Annotated in this window: 22 protein-coding genes; 6 read left to right on the top strand and 16 right to left on the bottom strand. The window is 53.0% G+C overall.

Annotated features, from left to right (window positions below; translation table 11 throughout):
- Positions 1–4: 4 nt before the first annotated feature.
- The 3 genes from ACFQI7_RS28560 to ACFQI7_RS28550 all read right to left on the bottom strand — a co-directional run bounded on the left by ACFQI7_RS28560 (position 5) and on the right by ACFQI7_RS28550 (position 2,756).
- On the bottom strand, positions 5–829 hold the full coding sequence (locus tag ACFQI7_RS28560; RefSeq protein ID WP_218100885.1) for an SPL family radical SAM protein: 825 nt from the start codon (positions 827–829) through the stop codon (positions 5–7).
- Positions 830–1,116: 287 nt separating this feature from the next.
- Positions 1,117–2,082 carry an aldolase catalytic domain-containing protein gene (locus tag ACFQI7_RS28555; protein WP_218100884.1) on the bottom strand — a complete coding sequence of 322 codons (966 nt, stop codon included), beginning with the start codon at positions 2,080–2,082 and terminating at the stop codon, positions 1,117–1,119.
- Positions 2,083–2,411: 329 nt separating this feature from the next.
- Positions 2,412–2,756, bottom strand: coding sequence for a hypothetical protein (locus tag ACFQI7_RS28550; RefSeq protein WP_218100883.1), 345 nt, complete (start codon positions 2,754–2,756; stop codon positions 2,412–2,414).
- A gap of 189 nt (positions 2,757–2,945) precedes the next feature.
- Between ACFQI7_RS28550 and ACFQI7_RS28545 the strand changes: the two genes are divergently transcribed.
- A complete protein-coding gene (locus ACFQI7_RS28545; RefSeq protein WP_218100882.1) occupies positions 2,946–3,368 on the top strand; it encodes a hypothetical protein in 423 nt (140 codons plus the stop codon).
- Positions 3,369–3,690: 322 nt separating this feature from the next.
- Positions 3,691–4,581: a cation diffusion facilitator family transporter gene (locus tag ACFQI7_RS28540; RefSeq protein ID WP_218100881.1), complete on the top strand. Its 891-nt coding sequence runs from the start codon at positions 3,691–3,693 to the stop codon at positions 4,579–4,581.
- A gap of 406 nt (positions 4,582–4,987) precedes the next feature.
- Here ACFQI7_RS28540 and ACFQI7_RS28535 read toward each other — a convergent pair whose 3' ends face one another.
- The 5 genes from ACFQI7_RS28535 to ACFQI7_RS28515 all read right to left on the bottom strand — a co-directional run bounded on the left by ACFQI7_RS28535 (position 4,988) and on the right by ACFQI7_RS28515 (position 9,030).
- Positions 4,988–5,263, bottom strand: a complete 276-nt coding sequence (locus tag ACFQI7_RS28535) for a MoaD/ThiS family protein (RefSeq protein WP_218100880.1) — start codon at positions 5,261–5,263, stop codon at positions 4,988–4,990.
- A gap of 6 nt (positions 5,264–5,269) precedes the next feature.
- The gene (locus ACFQI7_RS28530) at positions 5,270–6,370 is read right to left on the bottom strand and encodes a WD40/YVTN/BNR-like repeat-containing protein (protein ID WP_218100879.1); all 1,101 of its coding nucleotides are present in this window, start codon (positions 6,368–6,370) and stop codon (positions 5,270–5,272) included.
- A gap of 201 nt (positions 6,371–6,571) precedes the next feature.
- Positions 6,572–7,336, bottom strand: coding sequence for an SDR family oxidoreductase (locus ACFQI7_RS28525; RefSeq protein WP_218100878.1), 765 nt, complete (start codon positions 7,334–7,336; stop codon positions 6,572–6,574).
- Between the two features lie 154 nt (positions 7,337–7,490).
- Complete coding sequence (locus tag ACFQI7_RS28520; RefSeq protein ID WP_218100877.1) at positions 7,491–8,312, bottom strand: MerR family transcriptional regulator; 822 nt, start codon at positions 8,310–8,312, stop codon at positions 7,491–7,493.
- A 178-nt stretch (positions 8,313–8,490) separates the two neighbouring features.
- Positions 8,491–9,030 (bottom strand): NAD(P)H-dependent oxidoreductase, encoded by a 540-nt coding sequence (locus ACFQI7_RS28515; protein ID WP_218100876.1) that lies wholly within the window; start codon positions 9,028–9,030, stop codon positions 8,491–8,493.
- Between the two features lie 251 nt (positions 9,031–9,281).
- Here ACFQI7_RS28515 and ACFQI7_RS28510 point away from each other — a divergent pair, with 251 nt between their 5' ends.
- Entirely contained in the window at positions 9,282–9,665 is a 384-nt protein-coding gene (locus ACFQI7_RS28510) for a winged helix-turn-helix transcriptional regulator (RefSeq protein ID WP_218100875.1), read from the top strand.
- Positions 9,666–9,744: 79 nt separating this feature from the next.
- Here the strand turns inward: ACFQI7_RS28510 and ACFQI7_RS28505 are convergent, their stop codons facing one another.
- On the bottom strand, positions 9,745–9,900 hold the full coding sequence (locus ACFQI7_RS28505; RefSeq protein WP_230415277.1) for a helix-turn-helix domain-containing protein: 156 nt from the start codon (positions 9,898–9,900) through the stop codon (positions 9,745–9,747).
- 167 nt (positions 9,901–10,067) lie between these two features.
- Between ACFQI7_RS28505 and ACFQI7_RS28500 the strand changes: the two genes are divergently transcribed.
- The gene (locus tag ACFQI7_RS28500) at positions 10,068–10,202 is read left to right on the top strand and encodes a hypothetical protein (RefSeq protein ID WP_268966843.1); all 135 of its coding nucleotides are present in this window, start codon (positions 10,068–10,070) and stop codon (positions 10,200–10,202) included.
- Between the two features lie 122 nt (positions 10,203–10,324).
- Here ACFQI7_RS28500 and ACFQI7_RS28495 read toward each other — a convergent pair whose 3' ends face one another.
- The 3 genes from ACFQI7_RS28495 to ACFQI7_RS28485 form a co-directional block, all read right to left on the bottom strand.
- Positions 10,325–10,816 (bottom strand): dihydrofolate reductase, encoded by a 492-nt coding sequence (locus ACFQI7_RS28495; protein WP_218100874.1) that lies wholly within the window; start codon positions 10,814–10,816, stop codon positions 10,325–10,327.
- Between the two features lie 115 nt (positions 10,817–10,931).
- Entirely contained in the window at positions 10,932–11,834 is a 903-nt protein-coding gene (locus tag ACFQI7_RS28490; RefSeq protein ID WP_230415275.1) for a putative RNA methyltransferase, read from the bottom strand.
- A gap of 241 nt (positions 11,835–12,075) precedes the next feature.
- Positions 12,076–12,567 carry a MarR family winged helix-turn-helix transcriptional regulator gene (locus tag ACFQI7_RS28485; protein WP_218100873.1) on the bottom strand — a complete coding sequence of 164 codons (492 nt, stop codon included), beginning with the start codon at positions 12,565–12,567 and terminating at the stop codon, positions 12,076–12,078.
- A gap of 150 nt (positions 12,568–12,717) precedes the next feature.
- Here ACFQI7_RS28485 and ACFQI7_RS28480 point away from each other — a divergent pair, with 150 nt between their 5' ends.
- Positions 12,718–13,146: an SgcJ/EcaC family oxidoreductase gene (locus ACFQI7_RS28480; protein WP_218100872.1), complete on the top strand. Its 429-nt coding sequence runs from the start codon at positions 12,718–12,720 to the stop codon at positions 13,144–13,146.
- A 163-nt stretch (positions 13,147–13,309) separates the two neighbouring features.
- On the opposite strand, the gene ACFQI7_RS28475 is transcribed toward ACFQI7_RS28480, so the two are convergent.
- The 4 genes from ACFQI7_RS28475 to ACFQI7_RS28460 form a co-directional block, all read right to left on the bottom strand.
- Entirely contained in the window at positions 13,310–13,660 is a 351-nt protein-coding gene (locus ACFQI7_RS28475; protein WP_218100871.1) for a spore coat protein, read from the bottom strand.
- 14 nt (positions 13,661–13,674) lie between these two features.
- Positions 13,675–13,980: a ferritin-like domain-containing protein gene (locus tag ACFQI7_RS28470; protein ID WP_218100870.1), complete on the bottom strand. Its 306-nt coding sequence runs from the start codon at positions 13,978–13,980 to the stop codon at positions 13,675–13,677.
- Between the two features lie 237 nt (positions 13,981–14,217).
- The gene (locus tag ACFQI7_RS28465; protein WP_218100869.1) at positions 14,218–14,916 is read right to left on the bottom strand and encodes a PspA/IM30 family protein; all 699 of its coding nucleotides are present in this window, start codon (positions 14,914–14,916) and stop codon (positions 14,218–14,220) included.
- A 47-nt stretch (positions 14,917–14,963) separates the two neighbouring features.
- Positions 14,964–15,188, bottom strand: coding sequence for a PspC domain-containing protein (locus ACFQI7_RS28460; RefSeq protein ID WP_218100868.1), 225 nt, complete (start codon positions 15,186–15,188; stop codon positions 14,964–14,966).
- 278 nt (positions 15,189–15,466) lie between these two features.
- Here ACFQI7_RS28460 and ACFQI7_RS28455 point away from each other — a divergent pair, with 278 nt between their 5' ends.
- The gene (locus tag ACFQI7_RS28455; RefSeq protein WP_218100867.1) at positions 15,467–17,161 is read left to right on the top strand and encodes an ankyrin repeat domain-containing protein; all 1,695 of its coding nucleotides are present in this window, start codon (positions 15,467–15,469) and stop codon (positions 17,159–17,161) included.
- The last annotated feature ends 4 nt before the right edge of the window (positions 17,162–17,165 follow it).

Here is a 17,165-nt window from a genome sequence, read left to right as displayed (position 1 = left end):
CCGATCAGGGCAGGAAGCCGGATTGACTAATAAAGACGCGCTCTTCGGGAACAAGTCGCTTCAACTGCTCCGCTACTTGCAAATAAGCGGATCGGTCGTACCACTCTTGGGCGCCAAGCTGATCGTGAATACGGCGTATGCCAAGACGCTCGGTGCGCTTGCCCAAACTGCCGTCGCCCATAAAGAAGTCGTCGATGCAGAACCGGGTTACCCCGGTCGAGACGAGCGCTTCGGCGAACCGATCGCTGCTTGGCAGCACCGGTGATAGACAGGCTTGCACCGGCACGCCGGCCTGCGTTAGTCGGCGGAGCGCCTGCAAGCGAGCTGCGATCGGCGGTGCTGCCGGAGAGAATGCCTTGCGCACGGGCTCGAGATCGGTCTCGACGGTAAGGCTGACGCGAACGCGCGAACCGAGCTGCTGCAGCAGATCAATATCCCTCGTCACGAGCGGGCTGCGCGTCTGGACAAACAGGAAGTCGGGCGCTTCCTGCGCGGTCATCAGCTCAAGCAGCGAGCGGGTGAGCTGCGTCTTGTATTCGATCGGCTGGTAAGGGTCGGTGCTGGACGACATGAAGATCGTTACCGGTCCTTTCCGCTTCGCCTTCTTCAGCTCTTTTGCGAGCAGCGCAGCGGCCGATTGCTTCACGTCCACCCACGTGCCCCACGGCTCGCCGCGAAATTTGGCCACCGGCATTTCACGGACGTAGCAGTAAGAGCAGGCGAACGCGCAGCCGACATACGGATTGAGCGTATGACTGTAGCCTGTCAAATATCCGCTGGCGGGGTTTAGTAATTGCTTCGGCATTTTGAAAGCAACGGTTGGCGTCATTAGCAGAGCACTCTCCTTTTATCGTGAACATCGGGAAAAGCATCGATCCAATGGAGGAGTCGGCGTATTGGGAAAGATCGCAAGGAAGCTCGCTCTAGTTATCTTCATTGTATCATGAAGGTGCAAGTGCCCGTATTCGTTTGGCGCGAGGGGAAGTCTGCCCCGAACAGGCACATGGGCATTAGGATTGCACCCGCAATGAATGGCAGCCTGCTACGGCAACAAATAAAGCCCGGCATTGTTCCTCCGAAAGGAACAAGAGCCGGGCTGTCTTGTACGGTTACCGATTAATCGGAATGATGATTCGTCGGCATCACTTCAGGCGATGTCAGCTTGTCGTAGAATTCGACGAACTTATCTTTGTCGTCGCTGGAACGAAGCGCCATCGCGGCACGCGGATGGTCGTTCAATACACCGGCGATCATGTAAGGGATAATGTAGCCCCATTCCCATTTCTCGCGCATAGCGATCATATGCTTCTCGATAATGCCGAGGACTGGACGAACGTCGTACTTTGGATGTTTCAAATGACTTACGATCAGCTCGGTAGGGCAGTTGCCCGCTGCGCGTCCCATGCCGTACACGGACGTGTCAAGGAATTGAACGCCTTTGCTTGCGCCCATGATCGTATTGGAGAAGGCGAGCTGCATATTGTTGTGCATGTGTACGCCGAGTTTTTTGTCCGGCAGCAGCCGCTGGAATTTGGATACGAGGTAGTCAATATCCTTGTAATCCATGCTTCCGTACGAATCCACGATGTAGACGACGTCTACCGGACTCTTGTTGATTTCCTCGAACGCTTCGTTCAGATCGTTCTCCATAACGTGGGAGAGCGCCATAATATTAATCGATGTTTCGTATCCGTAGCCGTTGAACTTCTGAACCAGGTCAAGCGCTTTATCCACATCTTTAATGTAAGTGGCGACGCGGATCAGATCGAGCAAGCTTTGGTCGCGAGGCAAAATATCTTTCTCATCGACACGGCCGATATCGACAAGCGCGGAAAGCTTCGTATCGGTCTTGTTCGTAATGACTTCTTTGAGGAAGTCTTCGTTCAAAAAGCGCCAAGGTCCCGCATCCGCGCCTTTCAGCAGCTTCGCGGAGTTTTTATAGCCGATTTCCATATATTCAACGCCAGCTTCGCTAAGTCCGTAATACATATCTTTAACGAATTGGACGCTAAAATCCCAATTGTTGACTAATCCGCCATCACGGATGGTACAGTCCAGAATGCTGTGGTTGTCTCTGGTCATGAATCATTAACTCCTCTCATGTAGCGCCGCGGTACAACTGAACCGGGCATCGTTCCAAAATGAATGATGATAACGGGATCGCTTCGCGGCTTTTAAGCTTTTAAGCGGTAAAGTGGAACTAGTACTACTAAATATTACATATCCCATTCATTTTGTCAAGAATAACAAATTTCAATTCCTCAGACAACCGGCAAATGTATTAATATTTCATGAATCAACAAAAAAAACCGCGGTCTACGAAAGCCCTTTTGCCAAGGACTTGCCGGAGAACGGTTTATGTAACGTCATTCGTATGAACGGTGTATTGCTTTTTTTTATGCGTTCGTTACTTACGGAACTTTAATGATACTGATGCTACCGATCAGCGGAAGCGGCTTCATGGTTCCGTTCACGGCATTCAAAATACCAAGGATCGCGAGCACGAGCAGCGCCAAGTTAGCGAGCGGTACGAGCAGCAGCCCGAGCAGCGGGATCAGACTGAACACAATGTTCGCCGCGATCGAGGTCAGCAGCAGTACAAGCCCTTGATTGCCGTGATACATGGCGAAACGTGATTCTTTGGCGGCAAGCAGCGGAAGAAAAAACAAAATGTACGCAGCCGCAGCGATCCATTTGTTTGCCTGCACATCTTCCTGTGACACGGGGCCGGGTTGTTCTGGCGGGAAAGTGGACACACGAACACACCTCTTTTTTATAAAAGTCGGTTAGGGGCGAATATCCCCTATGCTGCTACCATCCTATGCTGCAAGAGAAGACACTATGTCAGAGCGGGGACCGGATGCAAGAAAGGAATAAGCTTCCTGTCCTTGTGGGTATGCTAATGCCGATACTTAAAATTCATTTCACATAGGAAGGGTAGATCAATGAGCAGCGCACCGATATTTTTCCAATTCGAAACGCAGGAGTCGGCTCATCTAGCCCAGGATATGCTGGACGAGTTAGGCTACCGGGTGAGTTTCCATCAAGAAGCGCAGCCCATTTTGCACGTGATCGTGGATCGGCATGATTTAACTTCCGCGCTCGAAATCGTACAGGCGTACGGAGGTCTGATTGTTGAGCATGAAGGTTCTCCTGGCGAAACGTCCGCTTACGCCATGGCATATAACCAGGAAGATCTTATTGCGATACCTGCCCATTTCATCGGGGAAGAGCAGGAAGACGGAGAGCCGGATTTGTCTTCTTCGGAGTACGTGAACAAATCAAGCGGCGCCTATAACGATGCCAACCCGCCCTTTGATCCGTCGGGCAACGATTACAACGGCTTCGATCCCGGCGTGCATCTGTAAGGCGACGACTGGCTTGGCCCATCGATCAGGCAGCGGTTTTCTGCAAGGCTGAGGCTTTCATCCAAGGTGAAACGGCAGCCAGCGGCGGAGTCGCTGTTTCTTTTTTTTTTGGATATGCCCTACAACGTTTGCCGGATGTAACAAAGTTGCGCCGGCCCTATTTTTATAAGAGGGGAAAACACTGTTTCTCTAGACCCACACGGATTTCATTTGATACGATGTTTTGGAGTTAAGAAACAAAACGTCGGCCGCGGACGTTCGCGAACCGGCTGTTCTGTCATCGGTTATCAGTTATGAAGTCAGAGGCGGAGGTATTGGCATTGTGGAAACATACGGTTCTTTAAAGGAAGGAGAGAAAGGCGCCTGGCTCAGCATCGTCGCGTACATTCTCTTATCCTTATTTAAAATCAGCATGGGCTATGTTACCGGTTCCGAGGCGTTAACCGCCGACGGCGTTAATAATACAACGGATATTATCGTTTCTGTTGCGGTATTGATCGGTTTGCGCATTTCCCGGAAGCCGCCCGACACCGACCATCCGTATGGTCACATGCGGGCCGAGACGATCGCTTCGATGGTCGCTTCGTTCATCATGGCGGCTGCTGGGCTGCAGGTCGTCATTCAGGCAGGGAAAAGCTTCTTGTCCGGGGAGCACTCGGCGCCGAATATGGCGGCAGCGTGGGTCGCGCTCGGATCGGCGGTCGTCATGTTCGGCGTATACATGTACAACCGCAATTTGGCGAAGCGCATCAACAGCCAATCCCTCATGGCGGCGGCGCAGGACAACCGGTCCGATGCGCTCGTCAGTATCGGCGCGGCGGTAGGCATTATCGGGTCGCGGCTTGGATTTCCGATCCTCGATGCGGCGGCGGCGCTTGCGGTAGGCATCATCATTTGCAAAACCGCGTGGGATATTTTTAGCCAAGCTTCGCACGCGCTCACCGACGGCTTCGACGAGAAGCGTCTGAAAGAATTTCGCCAGACGGTGAAGGAAACGCCGGGCGTCCGGCGCATTAAGGACATCCGCGCCCGCGTCCACGGCAGCAACGTGCTGCTCGATGTGGTCGTGGAAGTAGGCAGGGAACTGTCGGTCGAGCAAAGCCATCAGATTAGCGACAATATCGAGAAACGCATGCTAGACAAGCATCAGATCGGCAACGTTCATGTGCATATCGAACCGTATGTGGAGCCGGAAGCGAAGAAGCAGCGCTGAAGCCCCTTTCAAAAGATAATCCAAACTTGAAATAAGCCATAGATTACTGTCTTTAAGCCTTGCACCGCTGTAAGGCTTTTCATTTTTTTCATCTTATTTTCAGGTTCTTTTCAGCTTTTCGTAATAATTGAGGAGTATTCTGTAGTAAGTTCACAGATTGGACATAATTAGCAAGGAGGAGGCAAGCGTTATGAAACATGTGACTGCTTTCGTTAAAGGTTTTTTCTTTGCCTTCATCTCCATTGGAATGCTGCCGTACTATCTTATTCAACTATTCACCGAACTCTAATCCGGCCAAGAGAGCTGCCATAAAGAAATAAGAGGATGACCCTGCGCATAGCGCAGAAGGTTATCCTCTTATTTCTTTTCCGTGTGCAAGATATCAAATTGGGCTTCTTATTCCCGCTTAGCCGCCAGAGACAGCCTGCAGCACCCGCAACTGGTCGCCTTCCTGCAGCGGGATGTTCCAATCGTCAAGCCAGGACAGACTGTCCTCGTTGTAATAGATCAATACGTGCTGCCGCAGCTGGCCTTGTTCCGTAAACAGATGCCGCCTCAGCAGAGGGTAGGCGGCGAGAAGCGCGTCCAGCGCTTCCCGAAGCGTGGCCGCATCGAGCGGGAACGACACTTGCCCGCCCGTGCAGTCGCGCAGCAGCGAAGGCACGCTTACCTCCAGTCTCATCGCCCTTCAGTCCTCCACGATCCACGTTTTCACGCACAAAATGCGGGATAGTTGCCCGGGTAGCTTGTCCCAGGTACGGCCGCGGTCCGTAGAACAGAACACCTCGCCGGAGGTGGTGCCGAAGTACAGGCCGTAAGGGTCGAGCCCGTCGATCGTCATCGCGTCGCGCAGTATGCTCACATGGCGCTGCTCCTCCGGGAGCACGTCTCCAACCGGCTCCCACCGGCTCTCGCTGCGGTGTTTGCCGTACACAAGCAGCTTGCCGCCGCGTGTCGAGCGAACTTCGCTGCTCTCCAGCGGAAGCAGGAACAAATCACCGGAAGGCGAGACGCTGATCGGGAAGCCGAACGGCCTGTCCTCGCCGCGCAGCGTCAAGCCTTCTTCGATCGCAAACCACGAGTCGCCGCCGTCCGTCGATTGAAATACGCCGCCGTGCTCCTGCATGTACAGCGTATTCGGATCGTCCGGATCGGATACCATCTTGTGAATGCAGTAGCCGACTTCGGGATAAGGCTGTCCCGTCGGCACGCGCGCGAGGCCGTTGTTGCATGGCTGCCATGTCTCGCCGCCGTCTTCGGTGCGGAACACGCCGACAGCAGACATCGCGACCCACATGCGCTGCTTGTTTACCGGGTCGATCAGGATAGTATGCAGGCACATGCCGCCTGCGCCGCCGAACCAGCCCGGCCGCGACGGGTGTTTCGTCAAAGCGTCCAGTTCCGTCCACGTTTCGCCGCGGTCACGGCTGACGAATAGGCCCGCTTCCTCCGTTCCCGCGAATACGGTATCCGGTTCGGACGAATGACCCGGCACAAGCTGCCAGATGCGGGTAAGCGAGAAACCGCTTTCAGCGGAGTACCGGGGGCTGTGTTCGATCTGCTTCCACGCCTCCCCGAAATTGTCGCTGATGCGGATCGTTGCGCCGTAAGCGGCATGTGACGTTCCAGCTATCAAACGATGGCCGTTCCGGCTGTCCCCGAGGATGCTGTACACTTCCCACCCCGGCAGGAAGGGACCTTTGAGACTCCACTCTTTTCGTTGCTCATTCGAGGTATACATAAAAGCGCCTTTGTTGGTACCGACCAGCAAAATGACCTGTTTGCCCATTGCATTCATTCCTCCTCAAATTTACAGATATTACTGAATACGACAAATGGGCAGAAAAATCCTTCCTGATCGCACATTGGCGTGTTTGTTAGGGGAAGCGGGAGTCCAAACGGACTCCCTTCTTGGCTAGTCGGTCAATGAACAAGGGGCGGAGTCGATGCGCGAGCGATCGGGCGGCAGATCAACGACGTAGCAAAAGTGTTACAAATGCGAGCCGCCGGTAGCGTCGATCATCTGTCCCGTTACCCAGCGGCTGTCGTCCGAGGAGAGGAAGGCGACGACGTCCGCGATATCGGAAGGCTGCCCGACCCGGCCGAGGGCGGACATGCCGGTTGCCATCTTTTGCCCCTCGGGCGTGTGCAGCCAAGGTGCGTTGACATCGGTATCGACGATGCCGGGAAGAACCGCATTGACCGTAATGCCGCGAGGTCCGAGCAGCTGCGCGAGATGCAGCGTGAACGTGTTGATCGCACCTTTGGTCAAATTGTACGCCATAATATGCGGAAACGCGATTCGCGTCACGCCGGAAGAAATGTTGATAATGCGGCCTTCGCTGCGCAAAAGCGGCAGTGCTTGCTGGACGAGGAAGAACGGCGCCTTCACGTTAACGGCAAACAGTTCGTCGAATGATTGCTCGGTCGTATCTTCGAACGTTTGCGATGTCCCGATCCCCGCGTTATTCACGATAATATCGAACCGGCGATCCCCAGTCATTCGGACAAGCTCCTCCCGGAATGCGTGAAGCAGCTGTTCCACGCCGGCCAAGGAATCGAGCTTCGCGCCGATCGCTACCGCTTGCCCCCCTTGTGCCTCAATCGTGCGGACAACGCTTTCCGCGGCCTCACGGTTGCTTCCGTAATGAACGGCGACCAGTGCCCCGTCCGCCGCCAAGCGCAGCGCAATGCCTTTTCCGATCCCTCTGCTTCCACCGGTAACCAAAGCGATTTTTCCATCCAATCGTTTCATTGTTCTTCACTCCTTTGAAATGTGTAACTGTACTGTACACCCTCCCGTTAAGGGGAGAGTCAAGAGACCTGCGAATTTTTTTTGCATACAAAAAAAACCATGCTCAAACCGCATAATGCGGAATAAGCATGGCGCTGTACGAACGGCAGCGAGGTTAAGCGCGTTCGATGGGAATGAGCAGCTCCGAGAGCCGCAATGTCCCGTAAATGTCTTTATCCGAAGTCAAATACGTTTCCCGCACGGGCGCGTTCGCCGTAACGAATCCGTTGGCGGCGATCCATGAGCGCAGCTCACCCTCTGCCATGCAGCAATCGCTGTAAGGATCACAATAATGGACAACGGAAGCGGCCATGTTCACTTCGGGAAGCAGACCAACCTTCACGCTGCCCTTGCCTGGAATGGGATTCGTTACCGGTATGGCAACCTCCACATCGACGAGTCCGGATGGCTGCTCGCCGTCATGCCATAATACGGTCAGCGGACGGTCTTCACTTTCCCCGTGGGCGCGGACATACTGCGTAACTTCGTGCAGCAGCACGCATAACGTGTGGCGCGGAACCGTATCGCGAATGGAGGCGGCGAGTTCAGGCGCTACGCTGCGAACGGTAACGGAAAAAACGGCCTTCTGCTGCGGAACCGCCTCTTTGACGCGGGAAAGCCTTCCGTCGATGGCGTCCAGTTGCTGCTGCGCTTCGCGAATGGCCCGCTCCAGCTCCGACCGTTTGTCCGCTAATTTGTTTTCAACAACATCCGCAGATATATTTTCTTTCAAAAAGGGCATCATCTGCTCTAATGTGAAGCCCTGTTCTTTGTAAGCGGCGATTCGCTTTACCGTCAACAGCTGATCCTCGGAATAATATCTGTAGCCGTTACTGTCGTCTACGACGGCCGGCTTCAGCAGTCCGAGCTCGTCATAGTAGCGCAATGTTTTGACGGATACATGGCTCAGTTGAGAAAAAGCGCTAATCTTAAGCACAAATACCGGCCCCCTTTCGCTGATCAATGGCTGTTACAACCATCATAGCTCTTAGGGCATTGTACGTAAAGGGAGACGACGGCAAGGGGCGATATGATCGCCGGGGTGCGGCAAAGTCGAACATATGTGTCCGTCAACAACCATGCTGAAGCGGTGGCCTGTGGTTTTAAAATGAAGTTTAATGTGCGATTACCGCCATCGAAGCTTGAATATATACCGCATATCTTTGCGCCTCTTGGCGGAGATAGTCGTCCGTACCCTCATCGGCGTTGTAGGTGACAAAGATCGGGAGGAACGTTCCGTTGCAGCGGTCAATTGTACTTTGTATCGGCCGCATCAATTCGCTGATCGTGAAGCCGTTGTGCGCGCCCGAACGGTAACCGTTCTCCGAGCCCCCGGTCGTTGTCGCTACGATAAACTCTTTGCCCTTCAAATGATCGCCACCGGGTCCGAAAGCCCAGCCGTACGTAAACACGTCGTCAAACCATTTTTTCAGCAAAGGCGGGCAGCTGTACCAATAGAACGGAAACTGGAAAACAATTCGGTCATATTCGAGCAGCAGCCGCTGTTCTTTGGCCACATCGATTAGCCAGTTAGGATACTCTTCATAAAGATTGCGGACATCAATGCCGGTATGACGGGCCAGCTCCTTTGTGAAAGCTTGATTGGCACGGGATTGGTTCAGATTCGGATGTGCTGCGATGACCATGGTTTTCATTGCTTTCTTCCTCTCTGTCGTGGAATATCGTCGTTCACATCCCATTATTGTTTAGAATCTTACTTTTGAAAAGTACGCTTTTTCTTCATACTTTGTACGGTAAACCGTACGATGCACGGCGAGTGCATTCAGAATGAGTACTATAAACCATACTAAGTACGAAAATGAAGAGTACTAACATTCATCCGTATACTTTGATAAAGTATCGCATAAAGGAATTTGTTAGAACACTTGGCATGGGAGTGGAACGGATGAGCGATCATGAAGATAAATCGGCAACGCAAGGGGTATTGATGACGCTGCAGGTGATCGGGGGGAAATGGAAGCCGCTCATTTTATTTATTTTGCTGAATCAGGGGACCAAACGGTTCGGGGAGCTGCGCAGATTGCTGCCGAATGTAACGCAGGGCATGCTGACGAATCAGCTGCGCGAGATGGAGCAGGACGGACTGATCGTGCGCAAAGTGTATCAGGAAATTCCGCCGAAGGTCGAATATTCGCTTTCGGATCATGGGACCACGTTAAGCGCCGTGTTGCACGATATGTGCGGATGGGGCTTCAAGCATATCGAATACATGAACCGTTCCGAACGTTCGGCAGGAGAAGGAAGCCCGGGAGCGGCACCTTCAATATAGGCCGCATGCGGCGTGCCAGGCTTGCGAGCCGCCCGAATCGCGGGTAAACCGGAGTCAGCTCCATCCGGATGAGCGCCGGCTAGCTGCTCGTTTCCGTGCGGAAAGCGCCCGGCGTGCTTGACGTATGCTGCTTGAATACGAGCGAGAAATGCTTCGGGCTTTGGTAGCCGGACAACCGGGCGACATCATAAATTTTGAGCTGGGTGTGGGTCAGCAAATATTTGGCCCGCTCCATGCGAACCTCGGTAATATACTCGGACAGGTTAAGCCCCGTTTCCTGCTTGGCTCAAATAGACGCGGTGCAGGTCGACCACATCCGCGATGGCCTGCAATCTCAAATCTCCTTCGATATTGCATACCCGGTACAACTGGTTGGCCACGCCGAAAACCGAGCATCTGACGATGAAAATCAGGAATGAACCCGGCAGCATCGAGCATCTGCAGCAGGTGTTAAAGGCGAAAGGCATCTCTTTTCTTAGCTTTCATGTGGAAAGCAAAGGTCAAGATGATCTTGAGCTGTTTCTCGACATTGAATAGCGGCAATAACGACGATGGTTATATAGGAAAGATCGGTAGCATCGGCTGCAAGGCCATACATGAAACAAAGACCGGAGAGCGCTGGTTTGGCGCCTCCGGTCTTTGTCGTCCTATATGCGTCGCTACGACGTTGTTCGCTCATACACGTAGAAATGGTAATCGTACGGATTGTTTGCGTCCGTGATCCCTTTGCGAACCGAAAGCTCCGTCCAATCGGACAAGTCGATTTCCGGGAAAAACGTGTCGCCGTCGAAATGATGGTCGATGACCGTAAGATAGAGCCGCTGGGCGAGCGGCAAAAACTGACGGTAAATTTCTTCCCCGCCAAAGATGAACGCTTCCGCTTCCTCGGCACAAACCTTCAGCGCTTCCTCGGCTGAATGAACGACAACGCAGCCCGGCGCCTTGTAGTCGCTCTTTCGTGTCAGCACGATGTTTGTCCTGCCATCCAGAGGCTTGCCGATGGATTCATAGTTTTTGCGGCCCATAATTATCGGTTTTCCCATGGTCACATTTCGCAAATACGCTTGTTCTTTCGGTAATCTCCACGGAATCGAATTGTTTTTGCCGATCGCTCTGTTACGGCCCATAGCAACGATAATGGATAGAATCATCTAACGCGTCACTCCCTGCGGCAAAATCGTTACGGAAGGTTATTCGACCTGCAAGTCGAGCCTTCCTTCATTACAAGTGCATCCATAGCTGGAAAACGCGGCAGCGCAATACCGTTCAGCTCATTTTTAAGCAGTTACTCTTCTGGCCGATTAGTATCGTCAGATCGATCGTCAAATCGATGAAATCCAACGCCAGCACATGCTGAAGCGCTCCATCCGTCGCTCCCCAGGAGAGCGGCGTCATGCGAACCAAATGCGTAATGAGCGAGCGCTTCAGACGAACGGCGTATTGCAATTGCTCCTTATGCAGCAGGTGAAAATGCTTCTCGAAAAGCTGCTGCGTATCGCTATTGGAATAAGGCCGAGGGCTGAGGCCGTATACGAGCTCCCGAAGTTCCCGTAAATAATGGCTGCCGGGCACAACCTTGACCATGATTCCGCCTTGCGCCAGCATGCGCTGAAATTCGCTGTAATTCGAGGGAGACAGGATGTTGATGATAAATTGAAATTGTTCGCTTGCGAGCGGACATCTGGCAAGATCGCCGACGCACCAGATTGATTGCGGATCATGCCGGGCCGCCATGGCGACCGCTTCTTTGGCAATGTCCAATCCAATCGCTGTTATATCCCTCGTTGTTTGACTGTTAACAAGCGCCTTTATGGAGGATAGACGGGAACCTTCCCCGCACCCCGCATCGATCATTTGAACGGGAGCGATTCCCGGTTGCAATGATTGTATGATCTGTTCGGAGATATACGTATCGAGCGGCTTGAAGAAGCCGTTATCGCTTAAGATTTTACGGGAAGCAAACAACTGCTTATCGTATTTCGCTTTGACGGGCCTGGAAAGAAAGTTGACGTATCCGTACCTGGACAGATCAAAGCTATGTCCGCCGGCACAAACCAAGCTTTTACGTTCGATGACATGCATCGGCAGGAAGCAGATAGGGCAGCGGAACAGGCTGCTGAACGCCGCCATGGTATCGGCTGCCGACGGATTTATTTTGTTTGAAGACATACCCAAACACCCCATTCATTCGTAATCGGTGAATGAATAAAGGCACAGACAAATAAACCCGCAGCCTTTGTTTTTTTGAAAAAAAGGCGGGTTTAATGCGCTGTACCTCTACTTACCGATATCGAATGAATTGGATGATCATTAGTTTGAACTCCTCTTATCACATGAGATGGTTGCCATTCCATCATATCATAGAGGGCTGTTTGAAATAAACGGACAATCATTTCTAATGATCTTGGCGTTATGGGCGACGTTCCTTGAGCTTGTTCATCTCCTCCAATGCGATTTCGTTGCACTGCTTGAGAAAGTCGACGATCACGCGAGATTCCTGTTCCGTGTAACGGGAAACAAGGGTAAGCGTCGATTGGAATAGCGACTCGAACAGCGGAGATATATTCCCGCTTCCGCCGGGTTCAGGCTTGACGACAACGCGTCTGCGGTCGGTAGGATCTTTATCTCTTACCACATATCCGGCCTGTTCCAGCCGGTCGATGACGTTGGTGATGGCTCCGGTGGTGAGTCCGGTTAACTCGGCCAATTGCCCGGCAGTAACCGGCCCGGACCGGTTCAAATAATCGAGACATTTGTGGTCTGTGGCATTGAGGCCGAGCTGGTCGGCAATCATTTGATGGAGCATGACGGCGCGGGAACTGTTGTGACGCAATTCGTGAAGCAATTCCCACTGCAGCGCAGTGAGATCCGTGGACGAAGGTTGGTGATTCTCTGTTGACATGACAAAACCTCCAGTGGTAACATGAATATATCTTAATTAATTAAGATATATAATTTGATAAGAATAATTATTGATTAAGGTAATATTCATCAACAGTATATCACAGTCAAGCGGGCATCACCATTTTATGGAGAAGGGAATGGATCATGTATGGAACATCATCAAAAGGATATGGGCGCAATCAGCGAACTTTTTACGGCATTGAGCGAAGCTTGGAATAACGGGGACGGAGCGGCTTACGGCGAGTGCTTCACAGAAGATGCCGATTACGTTACGTTCAATGGACAACATTTGAAAGGAAGGGGGCAAATAGCGGACGTTCACCAATGGCTGTTTAACGGACCGCTTAAAGGCTCAAAGCTGGAATCTAGCGTTCCCGCACAATTGCGGCCTCGCTTTATTACATCGGAAGTAGCCGTCATACATGGGATCGGTGAAGCCCAATTGGCCGACCCTTCGCAAGATGCTGCGGACCGGGGTTCGATCAATACGAATGTCGTTATTAAACAAAACGGATCATGGAAAATTACCGCGTTCCATAACTGCCGCATCCAGGAAACGCCCGGAGGCCGCAGGTAGACAAAGGTTCCGTTCCGCCGGTGTCCGAATTGGACCGCTCCAGCGCCGTCTCCGTTCTAGGCGGAATGGACTGGGCAACGGACAGCCACTCACGATAAGTTTGCGCAAAAATAGCGCGCCTTCGGCTTCAAGAAGGCGCGCTTGCTGCTGTAGCCGATGACGGCTACACCGAATAAGGAAATTGCGAGGAATAGCCGCTGAATTGCTGCTGCGCTTGCTGAATTTTTTGCTGATCTTCGGCTTCTAGTTTGTACCAGCCGTTCTGGAACATCAAATTATACAGCTCCCGCGCGCTCTGATGCGTTTCCGTCAAAATTTGCAGCATGTCGGCGTGAAGCTGCTCGTGGCTTGCTTCACGGACGGCGTCGGTAAAGCTGTCGGTCAAATATTTGCATGTCGCGAGACCGTCATTCAGAAAGTCGCGGTCGTTCATCTCCGGGCCTTTCACTTGAGGCAGCTGACCGGTTTGCGGGTTGGCGATCTGGTTATTGTTTTGCCATTGTTGTGATTGCATAGGTTCGCTCTCCTTTATTGGGACGCGTGCTGCGTCTGCTGCGGGCGAGGCAGACTGGCCATGGCGGCGTTGTTGTCCACTTGCAGATGGGTCAGCAGCTTTTGGTAATGGCGCTGATGCATTTGCCCCGCTTTATCGAGCGCTTGCTTGATTTGCGGATTGGTCGCCTGCTGGGCGTAAAAGTGGAACTTCTTGAACGCGTTCAGTTCCCAGGACAAAGCATCTTTCAGGTACATCAAATCTTTTGTCGTAATGACACGCGGCGGCGCGGGAATCGGCACCTGCGCCTGCTGAGCCGGAGGGTTCATGGTTATCGACATGAGGAAGCCCCTTTCGTGATGTGTGGAATGTGCTGCTCAGCTATAGAATGAACAATAACGGACCGACTATGCTCCAAGCGCCATCCATTTTCATTGGAAATATTCGGGGCAACTGCGTGGGAAGGGGGGGATGTAGAGCGGGAAGGGCGTTGTTGGGGGGAAATTCAATAAAATGAAAAGCGAGCATCTTCGCCATATTTTGTGGCATAGATGCTCGCTGCAAACGGCTGCGGCAAATTATTGTTCTTTAACGGATGATTGTTGTCGGAGTCTTGCCAGCTGCTCTTCGACACGGGCGTCACGGCTCGCTTCCGACGGATGGTCCGCTGTCGAATCGGCGAAAGGCGCATTTCCCCGTGTATACGATTGGCCTGCAAGTTCCGTCTGCGCTTCCCACTGCATTATTTTTTCTTCGATTCGCTGAAAGCCGCTTGCAGCGTAGCCGCCTTCAAAGCTGTAATGACCGGCCGAGGGGGAAGTCTTCGCTTGTTGCGACGCCATTTTTTGCGCGCGTGCGGCCAGCTCCGTGCGTTTTTCCTGCATAACGGCATACTCCGATTTCGTCTGCTCCAGCTGCTGGTTCAGTTCCTCCGTACGCAGTCGTGCGGCTCCATACTGTTCCGCGCACTCCAAAGCCTTATCCACATAATGAAGCTTAGTGCTAAGCGCGTGGCGTGCTTCCGCTTCAAGCCCGTTTGCAACCAGATCAGCCGCTTTATTCTCCCACTGCGCAGCAAGCTGGTTATATTCGTCGATGCGCTGCTTCAATGCCCGCTCGGTGGCGATTTGCTTGCTTAATGTGCGCTCAACGGCGACGATTTCCTCTTTCATGCTGCGAAGATAATGATTCAGCATCATCACCGGGTCTTCCAATTTGTTCAGCGCCTCGTTCGCCGCCGCTTTAGACAAATCCATAATTCTCGAAAATACTCCCATCGTATTGTCCACTCCTTCTGTGTTATAGTCGGCTCGTCCAGGCCGTATTAATAGTTGTGATACGGATTGTGGAAATCGTAGTTACCGTAAGGCTCTTTCGGTATGATCAAGCTGGCGATGAAGTAAATCAGCAGGACGGTTCCGAAGCTGCACAGGGCTGCGAACACCACCGCCAAGCGAATAAATGTAGGGCTGAAGCCCATCCATTCTGCAAGCCCCCCGCAAAGACCTGTCAATCTGCTGTTCGTTCTGGAACGGTATAATTTGTTCATTTGATATGGCTCCTCTCAACATGTATATTATCTCGGCCGTTAGCCGGATTCGACTGAACTTCATGTCTTTATTGTAGAGGGAGCGGACCTTTGCCGAAACAGACCTGTGGCGGTTTTTGACACTGGACCTTAGGCGGGGACGCTTTACTACTTAGGACTAACTGAATTAAAGTAATGGTATCGAAACGTTGCACTGCAGCGTACAGAAGAAACTGCACTTAAGCAATGCCGAGTCATATCCAAAACGACGTTGGACTCGATCATGGGAGGATGAGTGAATGACGGACCACCGTTTTACCGAAAAAAAGCCGATCGGAAGAGATGCCGACGCGCGAGCTTCGCAAAGGCTGATTCAGCCGAACGCGCTGCGAACGGACGAAAACGTGGCTTTCAGCGGAGGTAGAGGAACGGACGTATGGAACATGATGATCCATGCTATGGCAGGGGAGACATTAATGCTGCGCAAGCTGCTGCAAAAGGATGCGGGGCTTGCCAACTGCAGCTGGGGATATTTTACGCCGCTCCATTTTGCCGTCAGGTCTGGGAACATGGAAGCCGTACGGCTGCTGCTGGAATATGGAGCGGATTCGACCGAGAGAACGCTCGGATGGCAGGACGATATGCTGACGAAAGCGAGAGATCGAGGATACGAAGATATCGCTGATTTATTGGATCGGCATCTTGCCGAGCGCTTTCAAAGCTCGCCTGCCGGCCGCAAAGTCGCGGATTGGATAAAAGAGGGACGACATGACGAGCTGCTGCGCGAACTGGACGGTTTCCCGGAGCTTGTTCATGCGGGGGACGAGCGCGGCAATACGCCGCTGCATTGGGCTGTTCTTACCCGGCAAATCGGGCTAATTGACGAATTGCTGCGCCGCGGGGCCGATATAGAGGCGAAGAGGGCGGACGGAGCGACGCCAACGCTTCTCGCAATCGAGGGCGACTACTGGTTTCGGGCGAACCGGGATTTAAACAAACAGGCGCTGCGCAACGAATGGTTTCTTGTCGGGTACATGATCGCCCGGGGCGCCGAATACGACATTTGCGCCGCAGCGGCTGTCGGGGATTCCGCTCATATCGCGGCTTTATTGAAAATGAATCCATCAATGGTCCATGCTAAAAATGCCGTAGACAAAAGACCGCTCGGCTACGCGGCAAAACGAGGATATACCGACACCTTGAAGCTGCTGCTGGAGCAAGGCGCCGACCCGAATGCGGAAGAGAGAGGCGCTCCGCGCGGAAGCGCGCTTTGGAATGCCGTTGCCGGCAACCATGGCGAGTGCGTGAAGCTGCTGCTGGAGCACGGAGCCGATCCGAACGCCATGCTGGAATCGAGCAGCAATCCGCTGGGCATCGCAATGCATAAGGGGTACGACTCGTTGGTGAAATTGCTCTATGCGCACGGGGCAACGCTACAACTGGATTCGGCCTGCTGGCTCGGGAAAATCGATCTCGCAGGCGAAATCATAGGCGCCAATCCATCCCTGGTTAATGCCGGCGGCGATTACGGCCCGCTTTGTATGGCTGCAGGAAACGGGCATACGGAAATCGTTCGGATGCTGCTGCGCGCCGGAGCCGATCTGAATGCAGCTTGGTATGCCAACAATTATATGGGCTATGCTGCGGACGCCGGTCTGGACATGGTCAGACTGCTGCTCGAATCCGGGGCTGACCCGAATAACTGCAACTGGCAAGGCGTTACTTATCTACATAAAGCTGCTTGGCTGGGGCATTCCGAATGGGCTGAGCTGCTCCTTGAGTTCGGTTCGGATCTGAATGCAATAGACGAGGAATACAATGCTACGCCGCTCGGATGGGCGGCCAAATATGGGAAAACCGAGCTGGTCCGGTTGTTGCTGGACAAAGGGGCGGACGCCGGCCTTCCGGCGGATGAACCATGGTCGCAGCCGCTGGCCTGGGCGGAACGGAAAGGGCATGAGGAGATCGCAGCGCTGCTCCGTTCCAGACGGTGAAATG

This window comes from Paenibacillus allorhizosphaerae, from assembly GCF_042659105.1.
Lineage (GTDB): Bacteria > Bacillota > Bacilli > Paenibacillales > NBRC-103111 > Paenibacillus_G > Paenibacillus_G allorhizosphaerae.
Note: the sequence above shows the minus strand (reverse complement) of the source record. Positions and strands in the feature narration are given on the sequence as shown.

Bases quoted from the DNA above. Each gene is read 5' to 3' on its own strand.
- ACFQI7_RS28505 (WP_230415277.1), bottom strand. From the start codon at position 9,900: ATGGAGCGGGCCAAATATTTGCTGACCCACACCCAGCTCAAAATTTAT.
- ACFQI7_RS28455 (WP_218100867.1), top strand. From the start codon at position 15,467: ATGACGGACCACCGTTTTACCGAAAAAAAGCCGATCGGAAGAGATGCC.
- ACFQI7_RS28500 (WP_268966843.1), top strand. From the start codon at position 10,068: ATGAAAATCAGGAATGAACCCGGCAGCATCGAGCATCTGCAGCAGGTG.
- ACFQI7_RS28490 (WP_230415275.1), bottom strand. From the start codon at position 11,834: ATGTCTTCAAACAAAATAAATCCGTCGGCAGCCGATACCATGGCGGCG.
- ACFQI7_RS28555 (WP_218100884.1), bottom strand. From the start codon at position 2,082: ATGACCAGAGACAACCACAGCATTCTGGACTGTACCATCCGTGATGGC.
- ACFQI7_RS28560 (WP_218100885.1), bottom strand. From the start codon at position 829: ATGACGCCAACCGTTGCTTTCAAAATGCCGAAGCAATTACTAAACCCC.
- ACFQI7_RS28465 (WP_218100869.1), bottom strand. From the start codon at position 14,916: ATGGGAGTATTTTCGAGAATTATGGATTTGTCTAAAGCGGCGGCGAAC.
- ACFQI7_RS28530 (WP_218100879.1), bottom strand. From the start codon at position 6,370: ATGGGCAAACAGGTCATTTTGCTGGTCGGTACCAACAAAGGCGCTTTT.
- ACFQI7_RS28525 (WP_218100878.1), bottom strand. From the start codon at position 7,336: ATGAAACGATTGGATGGAAAAATCGCTTTGGTTACCGGTGGAAGCAGA.
- ACFQI7_RS28485 (WP_218100873.1), bottom strand. From the start codon at position 12,567: ATGTCAACAGAGAATCACCAACCTTCGTCCACGGATCTCACTGCGCTG.
- ACFQI7_RS28470 (WP_218100870.1), bottom strand. From the start codon at position 13,980: ATGTCGATAACCATGAACCCTCCGGCTCAGCAGGCGCAGGTGCCGATT.
- ACFQI7_RS28510 (WP_218100875.1), top strand. From the start codon at position 9,282: ATGAGCGATCATGAAGATAAATCGGCAACGCAAGGGGTATTGATGACG.
- ACFQI7_RS28545 (WP_218100882.1), top strand. From the start codon at position 2,946: ATGAGCAGCGCACCGATATTTTTCCAATTCGAAACGCAGGAGTCGGCT.
- ACFQI7_RS28480 (WP_218100872.1), top strand. From the start codon at position 12,718: ATGGAACATCATCAAAAGGATATGGGCGCAATCAGCGAACTTTTTACG.
- ACFQI7_RS28515 (WP_218100876.1), bottom strand. From the start codon at position 9,030: ATGAAAACCATGGTCATCGCAGCACATCCGAATCTGAACCAATCCCGT.
- ACFQI7_RS28495 (WP_218100874.1), bottom strand. From the start codon at position 10,816: ATGATTCTATCCATTATCGTTGCTATGGGCCGTAACAGAGCGATCGGC.
- ACFQI7_RS28460 (WP_218100868.1), bottom strand. From the start codon at position 15,188: ATGAACAAATTATACCGTTCCAGAACGAACAGCAGATTGACAGGTCTT.
- ACFQI7_RS28475 (WP_218100871.1), bottom strand. From the start codon at position 13,660: ATGCAATCACAACAATGGCAAAACAATAACCAGATCGCCAACCCGCAA.
- ACFQI7_RS28535 (WP_218100880.1), bottom strand. From the start codon at position 5,263: ATGAGACTGGAGGTAAGCGTGCCTTCGCTGCTGCGCGACTGCACGGGC.